The sequence below is a fragment of the Pseudomonas sp. CCI3.1 genome, assembly GCF_034313985.1.
GTDB lineage: Bacteria > Pseudomonadota > Gammaproteobacteria > Pseudomonadales > Pseudomonadaceae > Aquipseudomonas > Aquipseudomonas psychrophila.
The window spans coordinates 3,580,433-3,596,779 of sequence record NZ_JAVIWO010000001.1 but is presented as its reverse complement, the minus strand read 5'-3'; the positions used below and the strand labels follow the sequence as shown (position 1 = coordinate 3,596,779).

13 protein-coding genes are annotated in these 16,347 nt (G+C 60.1%); 2 read left to right on the top strand and 11 right to left on the bottom strand.

What is annotated here, in order from left to right; translation table 11 throughout:
• Window positions 1-131: 131 nt before the first annotated feature.
• The 5 genes from RGV06_RS16425 to glyA all read right to left on the bottom strand — a co-directional run bounded on the left by RGV06_RS16425 (window position 132) and on the right by glyA (window position 6,732).
• On the bottom strand, window positions 132-764 hold the full coding sequence (locus RGV06_RS16425) for a sarcosine oxidase subunit gamma (RefSeq protein ID WP_019822976.1): 633 nt from the start codon (window positions 762-764) through the stop codon (window positions 132-134).
• An 80-nt stretch (window positions 765-844) separates the two neighbouring features.
• Window positions 845-3,862, bottom strand: coding sequence for a sarcosine oxidase subunit alpha (locus RGV06_RS16420; RefSeq protein WP_322150533.1), 3,018 nt, complete (start codon window positions 3,860-3,862; stop codon window positions 845-847).
• Window positions 3,859-4,191 (bottom strand): sarcosine oxidase subunit delta, encoded by a 333-nt coding sequence (locus RGV06_RS16415; RefSeq protein ID WP_019822974.1) that lies wholly within the window; start codon window positions 4,189-4,191, stop codon window positions 3,859-3,861. The genes RGV06_RS16420 and RGV06_RS16415 overlap by 4 nt, the downstream gene beginning before the upstream one ends.
• Window positions 4,192-4,205: 14 nt before the next feature.
• Complete coding sequence (locus RGV06_RS16410; RefSeq protein WP_019822973.1) at window positions 4,206-5,456, bottom strand: sarcosine oxidase subunit beta; 1,251 nt, start codon at window positions 5,454-5,456, stop codon at window positions 4,206-4,208.
• A gap of 22 nt (window positions 5,457-5,478) precedes the next feature.
• Entirely contained in the window at window positions 5,479-6,732 is a 1,254-nt protein-coding gene (gene glyA / locus RGV06_RS16405) for a serine hydroxymethyltransferase (RefSeq protein ID WP_019822972.1), read from the bottom strand.
• A gap of 349 nt (window positions 6,733-7,081) precedes the next feature.
• Here glyA and RGV06_RS16400 point away from each other — a divergent pair, with 349 nt between their 5' ends.
• Window positions 7,082-8,122: a threonine aldolase family protein gene (locus RGV06_RS16400; protein WP_322150531.1), complete on the top strand. Its 1,041-nt coding sequence runs from the start codon at window positions 7,082-7,084 to the stop codon at window positions 8,120-8,122.
• Window positions 8,123-8,243: 121 nt separating this feature from the next.
• On the opposite strand, the gene RGV06_RS16395 is transcribed toward RGV06_RS16400, so the two are convergent.
• From RGV06_RS16395 to gbcB, 3 genes are all read right to left on the bottom strand, one after another.
• On the bottom strand, window positions 8,244-8,546 hold the full coding sequence (locus RGV06_RS16395; protein WP_019822970.1) for a cell division protein ZapA: 303 nt from the start codon (window positions 8,544-8,546) through the stop codon (window positions 8,244-8,246).
• Window positions 8,543-8,767: a hypothetical protein gene (locus RGV06_RS16390; protein WP_019822969.1), complete on the bottom strand. Its 225-nt coding sequence runs from the start codon at window positions 8,765-8,767 to the stop codon at window positions 8,543-8,545. Before RGV06_RS16390 ends, RGV06_RS16395 begins: the two co-directional genes overlap by 4 nt.
• A 145-nt stretch (window positions 8,768-8,912) precedes the next feature.
• Window positions 8,913-10,013, bottom strand: coding sequence for a glycine-betaine demethylase subunit GbcB (gene gbcB, locus RGV06_RS16385; RefSeq protein ID WP_019822968.1), 1,101 nt, complete (start codon window positions 10,011-10,013; stop codon window positions 8,913-8,915).
• A gap of 282 nt (window positions 10,014-10,295) precedes the next feature.
• Here gbcB and gbcA point away from each other — a divergent pair, with 282 nt between their 5' ends.
• Window positions 10,296-11,588, top strand: coding sequence for a glycine-betaine demethylase subunit GbcA (gbcA, locus tag RGV06_RS16380; RefSeq protein ID WP_046809220.1), 1,293 nt, complete (start codon window positions 10,296-10,298; stop codon window positions 11,586-11,588).
• 634 nt (window positions 11,589-12,222) lie between these two features.
• Here the strand turns inward: gbcA and RGV06_RS16375 are convergent.
• From RGV06_RS16375 to dgcB, 3 genes are read right to left on the bottom strand one after another with little or no spacing between them, the layout of a single operon-like run.
• A complete protein-coding gene (locus RGV06_RS16375; protein WP_198821610.1) occupies window positions 12,223-12,993 on the bottom strand; it encodes an electron transfer flavoprotein subunit beta in 771 nt (256 codons plus the stop codon).
• A 57-nt stretch (window positions 12,994-13,050) separates the two neighbouring features.
• Window positions 13,051-14,292 (bottom strand): electron transfer flavoprotein subunit alpha/FixB family protein, encoded by a 1,242-nt coding sequence (locus tag RGV06_RS16370; RefSeq protein WP_322150528.1) that lies wholly within the window; start codon window positions 14,290-14,292, stop codon window positions 13,051-13,053.
• Complete coding sequence (gene dgcB / locus RGV06_RS16365) at window positions 14,289-16,232, bottom strand: dimethylglycine demethylation protein DgcB (protein WP_322150526.1); 1,944 nt, start codon at window positions 16,230-16,232, stop codon at window positions 14,289-14,291. Before dgcB ends, RGV06_RS16370 begins: the two co-directional genes overlap by 4 nt.
• Window positions 16,233-16,347: the final 115 nt, after the last annotated feature.

Below are 16,347 nucleotides of genomic sequence, written 5' to 3'. Positions count from 1 at the left end.
GGTATTGGAACGCACACGACCTGTGTGGGAGCGGGCTTGCTCGCGATGCAAACAACACGGTACATCCGGATGACCGTGGTGCTGCAATCGCGAGCAAGCCCGCTCCCACAGAGGCGCAGGCAGGATCATATTTACGCTTCGACGTTCAGCCCGTACTCCGCTGCTGCATCCTGCAACCATAGCCACCAGTAGTCCGAAAAGCTGCGGCGGATCAGCAGCTCCCATGTGTCTTCAGCCGTGTGGCGAATCACCAGCTGCGACTTGGCGAACACCGTGCCCACCGCTTTGCCCACCGGGAAGTTGTCCGGGTGTACGTCATAGCTGGTGGACTTCATCAGCACTTCGCGCACCTTTGGTCCGCTCAGTTCCAGCAGCTGTTGCCCGCCGCTGACGTTGACGACCGAGATATGCAGCCCGGCCAGCGCTGCGCGCAACGCGTGTTCCACGGCGAATTCCTGGCCACCGGGCACGATCAGCAACCACTCATCCGGCCCCATCCATTGCAACGATGTGTCTTCCTTGGCCACCAGGCTCAGGGCCACTGGCAACTCCAGCCCCAGGGCCTTGTGCACGCCTTCGGCAAAAGCCGGGTCTTTGGCATCGCCGCGCAGGGTCAGATGGCCCAGCAGTTTTTTCTCGCGCACGGTCACACCCGGATTTTTACGGCCCTTGCCGATCAAACCGGCGAGGTTGGCCTGGTGCAACGATGACTCGGCTTTGGCGCCCGAGTCCGGGCGTTGTTGGTATACGTTGGCTGTGGTCATGGATCACCCGTTAGCAATGTTGTGTTGATTGACTCCCACCATTCCCCGTGGGAGCGAGCCTGCTCGCGAAAGGGCTCCACTCAAATATTCTGCCGCTCACCTTTGGGGTCGAAGAACACCGAAGACACGATCTCGGCCTCGATCACGCTGCCATCGGCCTGAGGCGAAAACACACGCTCACCGATGCGCTTCAAGCCGCCTTTGACCACACCCATGGCAAACGAATAACCCAGTGAGTTGTGGGCATAGCTGGAGGTCACATGGCCCACCATCGTCATCGGGATTGCCTGTTTCGGATCGAACACCAGTTGCGCACCTTCAGGTAACCATTGGGTCGGGTCTACCGGCTTGAGCCCCACCAGCTGTTTGCGTTGTTCACGCATGCAGTCTTCGCGGTTCATGCCGCGCCAGCCGATCCATGAGAACGGTTTGGTACGGCCCACACACCAGCCCATGTTCAAGTCATCCGGGGTCATGGAGCCGTCGGTGTCCTGACCGACGATGATGAAACCCTTCTCGGCCCGCAGCACGTGCATGGTCTCGGTGCCATAGGGGGTGAGGTTGTATGGCTTGCCCGCCTCGACGATTTTTTCCAGCACGCCCATCGCATAGTCGGCCTGGATATTGACCTCGTACGACAGCTCACCGGTAAACGAGATACGGAAGACCCGCGCCGGTACACCGCCGACCAGACCTTCCTTCCAGGTCATGAACGGGAAAGCTTCACGGTCCAGATCGATGTCCGTGACTTCGCTCAGCAGCTTGCGGCTGTTGGGGCCTGACAGGGTCAGCGTCGCGTAATGGTCGGTCACCGACGTGAAATACACCTTCAGGTCAGGCCACTCGGTCTGCTGGTAGATTTCCAGCCATTGCAGCACGCGGGCCGCACCGCCGGTGGTGGTGGTCATGACAAAGTGATTATCGGCCAGACAGGCGGTTACGCCGTCGTCGAACACCATGCCGTCTTCTTTGCACATCAGGCCGTAGCGAGCCTTGCCCACATCGAGTTTGGTCCAGGCGTTGGTGTAGATGCGGTTGAGAAATTCCCGCGCATCCGGGCCCTGAATGTCGATTTTGCCCAGGGTGGAGGCATCGAGAATACCGACGCTGTCACGCACCGCCTGGCACTCGCGCTTGACCGCTGCGTGCAGGTCTTCGCCATTACGCGGGAAGTACCACGGACGCTTCCATTGGCCCACATCTTCAAACTCGGCACCCTGCTTGACGTGCCAGGCGTGCAGCGCGGTGTAACGCACCGGCTCAAAAATATGCCCGCAATGCCGCCCCGCCACGGCGCCGAACGTCACCGGCGTGTAATTGGGGCGGAACATGGTGGTGCCCATCTGCGGGATGGTGACGTTCAGCGAGCGTGCTGCAATGGCCAGCCCGTTGACGTTGCCCAGCTTGCCCTGATCGGTACCGAAGCCCAGCGCGGTGTAGCGCTTGACGTGTTCAACCGACTCGAAACCTTCGCGGGTAGCCAGTTCGATTGCAGCGGCGGTGACATCGTTTTGCAGGTCGACAAATTGCTTCGGCGCCCGTGCAGTGCCCTTCTCGTGAGGCACGTGAAACAGTGCCAGCGTGGCTTCATGATGCTGGTTCAGGGCTTTGGGCAACACACCCTCCACCGCTTTGAAACCGGCTTCGCTGGCAGCACGCACACCACCTTCAAAACCATCGGCCAGGCTGTCGCCCAACCCGTAGACACCATTGATGCCGCCCACACACACGCGTTTTTGCGGAGCTTCGCCGGGTACAAAACCCAGAATATCTTCGCGCCAGCTCGGTTTACCGCCCAGGTGCGAGGCCAGGTGCACCACCGGGCTGTAACCGCCGGAAGTGGCAACCAGGTCGCACTCCAGCCATTCGCCGGGGCTGGCGACACTGTTGGTTTTAAGGTCAATCGCGGCCACACGGGCACCGGTCACGTGTTTGCTGCCACGGGTTTCGATCACCGCGCTGGCGGTCAAAATGCGGATGCCTTTGGCGCGCGCGGCCTCGACCAATGCGCCGCGAGGGTTGCTGCGCGCATCGGCGACAGCCACCACCTGCTGGCCTGCATCGATCCAGTCCAGCGCAACGCGGTAGGCGTGGTCGTTGTTGGTACTGAGCACCAGTTTTTTACCCGGCGCCACGCCGTAGCGGCGCACGTAGGTCGACACTGCGCCTGCCAGCATATTGCCCGGCACGTCGTTGTTGCCGTACACCAACGGCCGCTCGCAGGCGCCGGTAGCCAGTACCACGCGCTTGGCCCGAACACGGTGGATGCGCTGACGAACCTGGCCAATCGGGGCACGGTCGCCAAGATGGTCGGTGAGGCGCTCGTGGATGGTCAGGAAGTTGTGGTCGTGATAGCCGTTGACTGTCGCCCGGGGCAACAGCGTCACACCCGGGAGCTCCTTGAGTTCGGCAATGACTTTGCCGACCCACTCCATGGCCGGTTTGCCGTCCAGGCTTTCGCGGCTGTCGAGCAGGCTGCCGCCGAACTCTTCCTGCTCATCGGCCACGATCACCCGGGCGCCGCTGCGTGCTGCAGCCAGTGCCGCCGCCAGGCCTGAAGGGCCAGCGCCGACGATCAGTACGTCGCAGTGATGGTTCATGTAGTCATAGGTGTCAGGATCGTTCTGGGTCGGCGAACGGCCCAGGCCTGCCGCCTTACGGATGTACTTCTCGTAAGTCATCCAGAATGACTGCGGGTACATGAACGTTTTGTAGTAGAAACCTGGCGGCATCAGCTTGCCGCCCACCTTGCCCAAAATCCCCATTACATCGTTGTTGACGTTGGGCCAACCGTTGGTGCTGGTGGCAACCAGGCCCTGATACAACGCCTGTTGCGTAGCCCGCACGTTCGGGATCTGAGTGGCTTCGGTGGCACCGATTTGCAGCACCGCGTTGGGCTCTTCGGCACCGGCGGCATAGATGCCACGAGGCCGGGAATATTTGAAGCTGCGACCAATAACGTCGACACCATTGGCCAGCAATGCTGCGGCCAGGCTGTCGCCCTCATAGCCTTTGTACTGTTGACCGTTGAAGGTAAAGGTCAGCACTTTGCTGCGGTCTACACGGCCGCCATTAGGCAAGCGATGGGTCTGGCTCATACCTTTTCTCCCTGCTCGCGGGTGGCCGTGGTGGTGAGTGGCGCCGCCTGTTCAGTGAACTGCGGCTGGGTGCCAATCAGGTAAGTTTCAAGAATTTCGTAGGTCACGGTGTTGCGCGTGGCGTTGAAGAACTGCCGGCAACCGGCGACGTGGTTCCACAGTTCGTGGTGCAGGCCCCGGGGGTTGTCGCGAAAAAACATGTAGTCGCCCCACTCGGCGTCGGTGCAGGCGCCAGGGTCGAGCGGGCGCGGGATGTGCGCCTGGCCGCTGGCATGAAATTCCTCTTCGGAGCGCAATTCGCCGCAATGGGGACAGAAGATATGGAGCATGGGTAATTCCTCTGTTAGTGGGCGACAGCGGCAGCGCCGTGTTCGTCGATCAGGGCACCGGTGTGGAACCGGTCAATGGAAAAAGGGGCAGCCAATGGGTGCATTTCACCCTTGGCCAGACTGGCGGCAAAAACGTTGCCCGAGCCGGGTGTAGCCTTGAAGCCGCCCGTGCCCCAGCCGCAGTTGAAAAACAGATTCGGCACCGGGGTTTTGGAGATGATCGGGCATGCATCGGGAGTGGTGTCGACGATGCCGCCCCACTGGCGGTTCATGCGTACCCGGGACAACACCGGGAACATTTCCACAATCGCCTGGATGGTGTGTTCGATCACCGGGTACGAGCCGCGCTGGCCGTAGCCGTTGTAGCCGTCGATCCCGGCACCGATCACCAGGTCGCCCTTGTCGGACTGGCTGATGTAACCGTGAACCGCGTTGGACATGATCACGCTGTCGATAATCGGCTTGATCGGCTCCGACACCAGCGCTTGCAGCGGGTGGGATTCAATCGGCAGACGAAAGCCCGCCTGACGGGCCATGTGCCCGGAGTTACCGGCCGTCACCACCCCAACGCGCTTGGCACCGATAAAACCCTTGCTGGTTTCAACACCGATGCACACGCCGTTTTCCTTGCGAAAGCCCAGTACTTCGGTTTGCTGGATCAGATCAACACCCAGGGCATCCGCAGCACGGGCAAAACCCCAGGCCACGGCGTCATGGCGAGCCACACCGCCACGGCGCTGTACGGTGGCGCCGATGATCGGGTAGCGAGTGTTTTTTGAGCAATCAAGGTACGGAATCTCGTCCGCCACCTGCTTGCCGTTGAGCAGCTCACCATCCACCCCGTTGAGGCGGTTAGCGCTGACCCGGCGCTCCGAGTCGCGCATGTCCTGCAAGGTATGGCACAGGTTGTAGACGCCGCGCTGAGAGAACATGACGTTGTAGTTCAAGTCCTGGGACAAGCCTTCCCAGAGCTTCATGGCGTGCTCGTAGAGGTGCGCCGACTCGTCCCACAAATAGTTGGACCGCACGATGGTGGTGTTGCGCGCCGTATTGCCGCCGCCCAGCCAGCCTTTCTCGACCACGGCCACGTTGGTGATGCCGTGCTCCTTGGCCAAGTAGTAAGCGGTCGCCAACCCGTGGCCGCCACCGCCGACGATAATCACGTCGTAAACCTTTTTAGGGGTCGGCGTGCGCCACATCTTCTGCCAGTTTTCATGGTGGCTGAGGGAGTGTTTGAAGAGGCCGAAGCCTGAATACCGTTGCATAGGGTTTACTCCAAAAACGCGCTCAGCGATAAACCGGGAAGTCTTTGCACAGCGAGGTCACCTGGCGTGCCACGTCGGCCTCGATATCGGCATCGCCGAGGTGATCGAGGATGTCGCAGATCCAGCCAGCCAGCTCCGTGCATTGCGCCACTTTGAACCCGCGCGTGGTCACTGCCGGGGTACCGATGCGCAGGCCAGACGTCACGAACGGTGATTGCGGGTCATTGGGCACCGCATTTTTATTGACCGTGATATGAGCACGGCCCAGGGCTGCGTCGGCGTCTTTGCCGGTCAGGCCCTGACGGATCAGGCTGAGGAGGAACAGGTGGTTGTCGGTGCCGCCCGAGACCACGTCGAAGCCACGCTTGATAAACACTTCGGCCATCGCCTGAGCGTTGTCGATGACCTGCTTTTGATAGGTCTTGAAGCCCGGCTCCAGGGCTTCTTTGAAGCACACCGCCTTGGCCGCGATCACATGCATCAGCGGGCCGCCCTGACCACCGGGGAACACCGCCGAGTTGAGTTTCTTTTCCAGTGCCTCGTTGGACTTGGCCAGGATCAACCCGCCGCGTGGGCCGCGCAGGGTTTTGTGGGTAGTGGTGGTGACCACGTCAGCGTACGGCAGCGGGTTCGGGTACAACCCGGCGGCCACTAGACCGGCCACGTGGGCCATGTCGACAAACAAGTAAGCGCCTACCTTGTCGGCAATCTGGCGAAAGCGTGGGAAGTCGAGGAATTTGGAGTAAGCCGAGAAGCCGGCAATGATCATCTTGGGCTGATGCTCAACGGCCAGGCGCTCTACTTCGTCGTAGTCGATCAGGCCTGTTGAGGTGTCGATGCCGTACTGCACGGCGTTGTACAACTTGCCGGAAAAACTGACGCTGGCGCCGTGGGTCAAGTGCCCGCCGTGGGCCAGGCTCATGCCCAGCACGGTGTCGCCTGCATTGAGCAGCGCCAGATACACCGCCGCGTTGGCCTGGCTGCCGGAGTGGGGTTGCACATTGGCATAATCGGCGCCGAACAGCTGCTTGGCGCGGTCGATAGCCAGTTGCTCAACTTTATCCACATGCTCGCAGCCGCCGTAGTAACGCTTGCCCGGATAGCCTTCGGCGTACTTGTTGGTCAGACCGCTGCCTTGAGCTTCCATCACACGCTGGCTGGTGTAGTTCTCGGAGGCGATCAGCTCGATGTGATCTTCCTGGCGCTGATCTTCGGCATTCATCGCCGCTAACAAGGCATCGTCGTAACCCTGGATCTGATCCTGCTTGCTGAACATTGCGTGTCTCCCAGCGCCAGCGCGCCTTTGGTCTCGGTGGGGCTTGTGCCCTTTGAGCCAGATGGTAGAGCTGGCGCAGGCAGATCAAATGCCTATGGACGCCACGCAATGGTGCGTTTACGACATGGTTTCGCATAACCCTGTGGGAGCGGGCTTGCTCGCGATACTGGCGGCGCGGTTTGTCTGGCAAACCCGGGTGATGCCATCGCGAGCGAGCCCGCTCCCACACTTTTATTGCAGGACTTTGAGCTATTCTTTTGTAAGGGTTTTCCGCACTTTGAGTCGTGCCTGTGCACCCGACAAAATCTTGGATAAAGTGCACGACACAATTCGACCAAGGAACCGGGAAATGACTGACAAGAGCCAACAATTCGCCAGCGACAACTACTCCGGTATCTGCCCTGAAGTCTGGACCGCTATGGAACTGGCCAACCACGGTCATCAACGCTCTTACGGTGATGACGAGTGGACCCTGCGCGCTGCCAACGACTTTCGCAAATTGTTCGAAACCGACTGCGAAGTCTATTTCGCCTTTAACGGTACTGCGGCCAACTCCCTGGCCCTGTCTTCGTTGTGCCAGAGCTTCCACAGCGTGATCTGTTCCGAGACGGCCCACGTCGAAACCGACGAATGCGGTGCGCCGGAATTCTTCTCCAACGGCTCAAAGCTGCTGATCGCCCGTACTGAAAACGGCAAGATCACCCCAGAATCGATCCGCGAAATCGCCCTCAAGCGCAAAGACATCCACTATCCAAAACCGCGGGTGGTCACCATCACTCAGGCTACCGAAGTCGGCAGCGTCTATCGCCCTGAAGAAATCCGCGCCATCAGCGACACCTGCAAAGAGCTGGGTTTGTTGCTGCACATGGACGGCGCGCGCTTCTCCAACGCCTGTGCTTTCCTCGGTTGCTCGCCAGCAGACCTGAGCTGGAAAGCCGGGGTCGATGTGCTGTGCTTTGGCGGCACCAAAAACGGCATGGCGGTGGGTGAAGCCATTCTGTTCTTCAACCACAACCTGTCGGTGGACTTCGATTACCGCTGCAAACAGGCCGGGCAACTGGCGTCGAAAATGCGCTTTTTGTCGGCACCCTGGGTGGGCTTGCTGGAAAACGACGCATGGCTCAAACACTCACGCCACGCCAACCACTGCGCGCAGTTACTGAGCCAGTTGGTGAGTGACATTCCGGGTGTTGAACTGATGTTCCCTGTGGAAGCCAATGGCGTGTTCCTGCAACTCTCGGAACCGGCCGTGGCTGCACTGACCGCCAAGGGCTGGCGCTTCTACACCTTTATCGGCAAAGGCGGCGCACGCTTCATGTGCTCGTGGGACACCGATGAGGCTCGAGTGCGGGAATTGGCGGCGGATATTCGCGAAGTGATGGCGGGGTAAACATTCAATAATGTGGGAGCGGGCTTGCTCGCGATTCAGTTAACGCGGCTGGTCTGAACCACCGCGCTGAGACTCTCGCGAGCAAGCCCGCTCCCACAGGGAGTGATCGTATTGCGAAGTGTCAGGATTGCCCTAACGTTCGCTCAATCACATCGACCGTGGCGCTGACTTGCTCTTGATAACGGTCGAGTTCCTGTTTGTGTTGCTGCTTGAGCTCAATCTGCTGTGAACACAGATTCAGCGCCGCCAGCACCAGCAATTTGTCCCCGATCAAGCTCGGGTACTTTCTTTTCGTGTCGGCCAGGGCGGCTTTCAACATGACCGTGGCTGCCATCAGGGTTTGTTGCTCCCCCTCAGGCGCTTTGATCGTGTAGTCGTTACCCAAAATCGAGACGACATTTACTCCGTCTCTGTCTACGCTCATGCGCTGACAGGGCTCGCGCGCTCAACCAGTGCCTGAATGCGGGCAGCAGTTGCGCCTTGCTTCTCTTCCTGTTCCATCAGGTTCAGTTGCAGGCTTTCGTTTTCGTCTTTGGCCTGGGTCAGTTCAGCGTTCAGCGCAGCGTTGGTATCCAACAGCTCTTGCTTTTGTTGAACCAGGTCGCTGACCAGTTGTTCCAGTTTGCTAAGGGATGACTCAATCATGGTGGTGTTCTCAAGCAGTTTCGAAGGGCGCGTACGATAAAGAAAAGTCACCGGCTAAGCTAGCGGCAACCTGCCTTTGAGCCCCCTAAAGACTCCGGTTTAGAGTCTTTGTTCCCGACTGGCACCCACAAGTGGCCTGCGCCCCTTAAAACTCGATTCGCACATCGCCCTTGGGCACGCTGCAGCACGACAAAATATAGCCCTCGGCAACGTCTTCGTCGGTGATACCGCCGTTGTGGTCCATCTCGACCTCGCCCCCCAGTTTCAGCACCTTGCAGGTGCCGCAAATGCCCATGCCGCACGCTTTGGGAATCAGCAGCCCCAGCTTGGCCGCCGCCGCATGCACGGTTTCTGCCGGGCCTACGCGGATGCTCTTGCCGGATGCCGTGAATTCCACCTGGTTCAAATCCGCCAGGTCCAGCTCCGGTGCCTCGGCCGCCTGTTCGGCTTGCTCCACCGCATCGGCCCGGGCTTCGGGCGGGGTCGCGCCAAAAGACTCCTCGTGATAACGGCTCATATCAAAGCCGTTGCTCTCCAGCAGGCGCTTGACCGCGTTCATATAAGGCGTAGGTCCGCAGCAAAACACCTCGCGCTCCATAAAGTCGGGCGCCATCAGCTCAAGCATTTTGTGATTCAAATAACCGCGATAGCCGGCCCACGGTTCACCCAGCCCGTGTTTTTCACAGATCAGGTGCAGGCTGAAGTTGTCGATGCGCGAAGCCATGTGCTCCAGCTCGCGGTGGTAAATGATGTCTTTGGGCGAGCGGGCGCTGTGGATAAACACCATGTCGACATTGGCGTTGGTGTCGTAAAACCAGCGCGCCATCGACATCACCGGGGTGATCCCGACGCCGCCGCTCAGGTACAGCACCTTGGGGCTCGGTGCATCGATGGCGTTAAACAGCCCGACCGGTCCGTGTACCGCCAGCTCCTGGCCTTCCTGCAGGTTGTCGTGCAGCCAGTTGGACACCCGCCCGCCCGGCACGCGCTTGATGGTCACCGAAAAGCTGTAAGGCACCGAGGGCGAGCTGGAGATGGTGTACGAGCGCATCACCGGGTCACCGTCGATTTCCAGCTCCAGAGTCACGAACTGCCCCGGCTTGAAAAAGAACAGAATCGGCTGGTCGGCCATAAAACAGAAGGTGCGTACGTCCCAGGTTTCCTGAATCACTTTGACGCATCGCACGATGTGTCGACCGTTGGCCCAGGTCTGGGTAGTTACCGGATTCAGAAAGCTGTTGGACATGGGTTTCTCCACGGCCGACAACCGGCCTCTTGCTGGCGATTCTGCGCATGCCCCGAGACGGCCATTTATCTATTCGCGACATTCACATGCTTATGGCGACCAGCCCCTGAAAACAGGCGCTCGCGCGTCGGAAACAGATTTGGCCATGTCGCCCGCAGATATGGCATCTGCGCACTTCGAACGCACACTCAGCGCCACTCACCACATCAAATGCTTTGCCTTGCGTCGCACCCCTGATCAGCCACTTTTAGGCCACCTACGATGGCCATGAGGATTACAACGATGGACGTCACCGCAAACCTGAGCCTGGGCGATCCACTGGAACCCGCACGCAAGGCCACCGCCGAGATGTTGCAGAACCGCGAACGAACCTTTTCGTTGCCGCAGCCCTTCTATAACGACGAGCGCCTGTTCGAAATCGATATGCAGGAGATCTTCCAGAAGGAGTGGCTGATTGCAGGCATGACCTGTGAAATCCCGGCCAAGGGCAACTTCCTGACCCTGCAAGTGGGCAAAAACCCGATCATCGTGATTCGCGGCGCCGAAGGTCAGGTGCATGCCTTTCATAACGTATGCCGCCACCGTGGCTCGCGGCTGTGTACCAGTGAAAAGGGCAAGGTCGCCAAGCTGGTGTGCCATTACCACCAGTGGACCTACGAGCTGGACGGACGCCTGCTGTTTGCCGGCACCGAGATGGGCGCCGACTTTGATATGAAGCAATACGGCCTCAAGCCGGTAAACGTCAAAACCGCAGGCGGTTACATCTTTATCAGCCTGGCCGAGAACCCGCCGGCCATCGACGAGTTCCTGACCACGCTCAACCACTACATGGAACCCTACGACATGGAAAACACCAAGGTGGCGATTCACACCACCTTGGTGGAAAAAGCCAACTGGAAGCTGGTGCTCGAAAACAACCGCGAGTGTTATCACTGCAACGCGTCGCACCCCGAGTTGCTCAAGACCCTGCTGGAATGGGACGACGTTACCGATCCACGGGCCGATCAGGCATTCAAGGATCACGTAGCCGCTTCGGCAGCAGCCTGGGACGCCGAGAAGATCCCTTATGCACACGCCAGTTTCGGCCTGCGTAACCGAATCGTGCGCATGCCGCTGCTCAAGGGCACCGTGTCCATGACCCTGGATGGCAAGCAAGGCTGTGCAAAACTCATGGGACGGATCAAAAACCCGGACCTGGGCTCAATGCGCATCCTGCACTTACCGCACTCGTGGAACCACTGCATGGGCGATCACATCATCGTGTTCACGGTGTGGCCGATCAGCGCGCAAGAAACCGTCGTGACCACCAAATGGCTGGTGCACAAGGACGCGGTGGAAGGCGTGGACTACGACGTGGAACGCATGCGCAATGTGTGGGACGCCACCAACAATCAGGACCGCAAACTGGCAGAAGAAAACCAGCGCGGCATCAACTCAATCGCCTACCAGCCGGGGCCGTACTCCAAGACCTACGAGTTTGGCGTGGTGAACTTTATTGACTGGTACAGCGAGCGGCTGCTGAACAATCTGGGGGCGGCGCCAGCGGCGTACCTTAAAGGGGTGGTGGCCCAATGATCCTGTAGCCGCTGCCGGAGGTTGCGTTAAGAGCCGAAGGACCTTCGCTGTTTAAGGTGCGAGGCCTGCGGGCTCGATCGCAGCCTGCGGCAGCGGCTACAGGACAACGGCAACTGTGGGAGCGAGCCTGCTCGCGAAGGTCGTTCGCGAGCAGGCTCGCTCCCACAGTAGGGCTTGACCTACAACAGAGTATCTACAGAGTTGCGTATTGGCTATTTTTTGAACAGAAGGCTACAGCCCTTGTGCGCTATGGCCCACAGCCCTTCACCAACATCTTGTCCACAGGCACACCCACAGCAATTGTGGGGAAGTGGACAAGTTATCCTCGAATGACCAATTGATCGTTTTTTGTACAGCGCACTGTAAGCCACGAAACACGTGGTCTGTAGCCAGCCGCGAACACCTTATCCACATATCCACCAACAGAGATTGTGCGCAACTTATGCACCGCCTCGTTTCACTGTGGAAAACCCCTTAAGGCACCGATTATTCAAGGGTTTTAAGGTTGGACGGTGGTTAAAGCACTGAATTGGATGTTTTTTGATCAGAAGCCTGTAAGCCACGGTTTATATAGGCCTTAGCGGACAGCAAACAACTTATCCACATAAGCGCTAACAGACTTTGTGGGCAAGTATCAGCGCACGACGCCTTCTTCAATCAGCAGCTTCAAAATAGCCTGGGCACCCTCTTCGGCACTCACACCCTTGAGTACTTGCCCCGAGCCGCCAGCGGCCTTGGCTGTAGCTGCTTTCATGCGGTCGGCAGCACTTTTGGCCTTGATCACTTTCAAGCGTTTGGGTCGTGGTTTGGCAGGTTGCAGCACACCCGTTGTGGATAACTCATCCACCGTGACTTCAACGACATCCGCGTTGACCAGACCCCGGGTCGCGGGGCCATAAGCGCTTTGCCGGGCCTTCGGGGCGGCGTTATCCACAGTAATCACAAACGGCAGCCGTACTTGCAAACGACGCCGCTGCCCTCGAGGCAAGGCTTGCAGCACCTGCGCCACACCGCTGTGGATAGATTCGATCTGCGCCACACCCACCAGCAGCGGCCAGCCCAGTTGCTCGGCCAACAGGTATGGCAACATGCCAGAACCTTCGCCGGTTTCAGCCTGGCTGCCGGTCAGCACCAGCTGTACCCCCGCTTCACGAATGTAATCGCGCAATACCGGCACCACATCGGCGCCGTCCGGTTGCTCCAGCACGTGCAACTCGTCCAGCCCCATGCCCAGATAGGCGCGCAGGGCGGGCTCGTGGGGATTGCCAGCGTGCAGCACATGCAAGTTATCCCCAGCCAGCTCCAGGCCCAGTTCGACAGCGCGGGCGTCCTGCTCGGCGCGGCGGGCGCGGCCTGAGGCCGGGTGGGCGCCGATTGAAACCAGTGCAACGGTGGCGATGCTCATCAATAAATCTCCAGACAATGTGGGGGCGGGCTGCCTGCGCAGGATCGCCTCGGTGTATCAGGCAGACCGGGTCGCCTGATTCGCGAGCAAGCCCGCGCCCCCAGAAGATGCGTTGCGCCAGTTATCCACAGCCACAATCAATGCCTCAAGTACGGCCGTACCATCGCCAATCACCGACAGGTCAGCGCGCTTGATCATGTCGCAACCGGGGTCCAGGTTGATCGCCACCACTTTGTCGCAGGCGCCAATCCCTTGTAGATGTTGAATTGCACCGCTGATACCGACCGCCACGTAGACCCGTGCCGTGACCCAAACCCCACTGGCACCGACCTGACGCTCCCTGGCCATAAAGCCATCATCCACCGCCACACGGGAAGCGCCTTCAGTGGCCCCCAGGGCAACGGCAGCCTTGTGGAAAAGTCCCCAGTCTTTAATCCCGTTACCGCCACTGAGGATAAATTCGGCTTCGGCCATGGGTATCGCAGCCGGATCGACCGCCACCGCGCCCAAATCTTCAATCCGTGGCAGGCAGCTCGCAATCGCTGTGGATAACTGCACCTCCAAGGCCTCGTGACGGGTTTCGCTGACCGGTTCGGCGCACTCGGCGGCGGCCAGGATCAAGCGCGGCAATGGCTGCGCTACGTCTTGCAAGCCCGCGCCAGCGCGTCCCACACAAGCCCCGTCCTTGACTTGCCACACCCGCGTGGCCGGGCGTTCGCCCAGGCTTGCGGCAAAGCGCCGACCCAACTCCGCCCCGCCGCTGCGGCTGTCAGGCAACAACCAATGCCTGGGTGCAAACTGGTTATCCACAGCCCGCAACCCCAGTACCTGCTGCTCCGGTGCATAACCTTCACTGTCGAGCAGAAGCAGCCGATCCACGCCAGCCGTGGCAAAGGCGGTTTCTTTTGATTCGCCAAACACCACCGCCAACACTGCGCCGTCGCTACCCGCCAACTGCTGGGCCAGGCCCAACAGGTCGCGGTCATGACTGCTCAGGCGCCCACCGACCATGTCCGGTACCACGCCGATATAAAACGCCGGCGCTGGCACTTGATGCAGCACCCGTTGCTCCTGGGTACTGGCCGCACGCTTGCTCGAACCTCCCTGCTGCACGCCACTGCGGTCGATGCGCTTGATGCCGTTGGGGCCGATGAAACCCACCCCATGTACGTTTTTGCGAAGTACGCCGTTAGGCCCCATCCAGCTCAGCTGGTGAGGTTGCATGGCGGCGTGCAATGGGTGCAGCCGGTTGCGGGCGATCCACTCGGCGCGTGGGTCGCGGCGGATAATGTCACTCATGCGATCACCTCCGGGGCTTCGCGCCGGGTCGATCTGGTGGACGGCGCATCTTCAATCAGGGCGTCGGCCACCAGCTCGGCAATGTCTTTGATCAGCGGGCGTGGCTCAACCACGCCTTCGAGCATGACGGTGCATTGCGGGCAACCCACCGCCACGCGCTCGGCGCCGGTCTCCCGGATGTCGTCCATGCGCATGTCGGGAATCCGCTGTTTGCCCGGGATGTCGGTAATCGGAGCGCCGCCACCACCGCCGCAGCAACGGGAGCGAAAGCCCGAGCGCTGCATCTCTTTGACTTCAATACCCAGCGCTCGCAGCACCGCACGCGGTGCTTCGTATTCGCCGTTGTAGCGGCCCAGGTAGCACGGGTCGTGATAGGTCACGCTGCCCCCTGTGTCGGCGGCCAGGTTGAGTAGACCTGCATCGATCAGCTCGGCCATGTAAGTGCTGTGATGCTGCACAAGATAGTCACCGCCAAAGGCGCCGTATTCGTTTTTCAGCACATGAAAACTGTGGGGGTCGCAGGTGACGATGCGCGTGAAGCGGTACTGCGCCAGCGTCTGGATATTTCGCGTGGCCAAGGCCTGGAACGTCGCCTCATCACCCAAGCGCCGGGCCACGTCGCCGCTGTCCCGTTCTTCCAGCCCCAGCACGGCAAAGTTGACCTGCGCGGCCTTGAGCACTTTGACGAAGGCACGCAAGGTGCGCTGGTTGCGCATGTCGAAAGCGCCGTCACCGACCCAGAACAGCACATCCACCGAAGGCTTGTCGCGCATCAGGTCGAGATTCAAATCCGCTGCCCAGTTCATCCGCCCACCCGGGGCAAAACCGCCAGGGTTGTCGGTGGCAATCAGGTTATCCAGCACCTGAGCACCGTTGTTCGGCGTCGCACCTTTTTCCAGGGTCAGGAAACGGCGCATGTCGACGATGGCATCCACGTGCTCGATCATCATCGGGCACTCTTCGACACAGGCCCGGCAAGTGGTGCACGACCACAGCGTGTCCGCATCGACCAGACCGTTGACGATGGGTTGATGCGGATTACCGCCGTGTTCACCAATCGGTTTGCCGGGGTACGGGCTGCCAGCAAAGTGTGCATCGGTGCCACCTGCCAGACCAACCACCATGTCTTGAATCAGCTTCTTGGGGTTGAGCGGTTGACCGGCGGCAAACGCCGGGCACGCAGCTTCGCACTTGCCGCATTGCACGCAGGCGTCGAAACCGAGCAACTGGTTCCAGGTGAAGTCCTCGGGTTTTTCCACCCCCAACGGCGCGGCGCGGTCATTCAGGTCCAGGGGTTTCAAACCTGTGGAACGACCACCGCCGAAACGCTCGGCCCGGCGATGCCAGGCCAGATGCAGGGCTCCGGCGAAGGCGTGTTTCATCGGGCCGCCCCAGGTCATGCCGAAGAACAGTTCCGACACGCCCCACAGCACACCAACGGCCAGTATCGCCGCCAGCACCCAGCCGCCAAAGCCTTCGGGCAACAAACCGGCCACCGGCAAGGTGAGGATAAAAAAGCTCACGGAGAACGCCAGCAGGCTTTTGGGCAGGCGCATCCACGGGCCTTTGGACAAGCGCGACGGCGGGTTGAGGCGACGTTTGAACACAAAGAGCGCGCCGACAAACATCAGCGCCGTGGCGAACAGCAAGGCATAACCCAGGATGCGGTTATGCAGCCCCAGACCGTGCACCAGAATCGCCAGCACCGCCGCCAGTACAAAGCCTCCGGCGGTGGCGACGTGAGTGTTGGCCATGTATTTGTCGCGAGCGACCACGTGATGCAGATCGACCATGTAACGCTTGGGCATGGCCAGCAGGCCACCCAGCAAATCGACCTTGGCCGGGCGGCCACGGCGCCACATGTTCATTCGACGGATGGCGCCGATCAAGGCGAGGACCAGTGCCGCGAACAACAGAATGGGGAGAACGATTGTCAGCATGGTGAAGCTCCCAAAGACCGCACAGGTCTAGTGTGGGAGCGGGCTTGCTCGCGATTCAGGCAACACGGTGCATCTCACACACCGCGTGATTGTTTTCGCGAGCAAGCCCGCTCCC

Excerpts from the sequence above, each read along its gene's own strand:
- RGV06_RS16425 (WP_019822976.1), bottom strand. The coding sequence starts at position 764 with ATGACCACAGCCAACGTATACCAACAACGCCCGGACTCGGGCGCCAAA.
- RGV06_RS16420 (WP_322150533.1), bottom strand. The coding sequence starts at position 3,862 with ATGAGCCAGACCCATCGCTTGCCTAATGGCGGCCGTGTAGACCGCAGC.
- RGV06_RS16415 (WP_019822974.1), bottom strand. The coding sequence starts at position 4,191 with ATGCTCCATATCTTCTGTCCCCATTGCGGCGAATTGCGCTCCGAAGAG.
- RGV06_RS16410 (WP_019822973.1), bottom strand. The coding sequence starts at position 5,456 with ATGCAACGGTATTCAGGCTTCGGCCTCTTCAAACACTCCCTCAGCCAC.
- glyA (WP_019822972.1), bottom strand. The coding sequence starts at position 6,732 with ATGTTCAGCAAGCAGGATCAGATCCAGGGTTACGACGATGCCTTGTTA.
- RGV06_RS16400 (WP_322150531.1), top strand. The coding sequence starts at position 7,082 with ATGACTGACAAGAGCCAACAATTCGCCAGCGACAACTACTCCGGTATC.
- RGV06_RS16395 (WP_019822970.1), bottom strand. The coding sequence starts at position 8,546 with ATGAGCGTAGACAGAGACGGAGTAAATGTCGTCTCGATTTTGGGTAAC.
- RGV06_RS16390 (WP_019822969.1), bottom strand. The coding sequence starts at position 8,767 with ATGATTGAGTCATCCCTTAGCAAACTGGAACAACTGGTCAGCGACCTG.
- gbcB (WP_019822968.1), bottom strand. The coding sequence starts at position 10,013 with ATGTCCAACAGCTTTCTGAATCCGGTAACTACCCAGACCTGGGCCAAC.
- gbcA (WP_046809220.1), top strand. The coding sequence starts at position 10,296 with ATGGACGTCACCGCAAACCTGAGCCTGGGCGATCCACTGGAACCCGCA.
- RGV06_RS16375 (WP_198821610.1), bottom strand. The coding sequence starts at position 12,993 with ATGAGCATCGCCACCGTTGCACTGGTTTCAATCGGCGCCCACCCGGCC.
- RGV06_RS16370 (WP_322150528.1), bottom strand. The coding sequence starts at position 14,292 with ATGAGTGACATTATCCGCCGCGACCCACGCGCCGAGTGGATCGCCCGC.
- dgcB (WP_322150526.1), bottom strand. The coding sequence starts at position 16,232 with ATGCTGACAATCGTTCTCCCCATTCTGTTGTTCGCGGCACTGGTCCTC.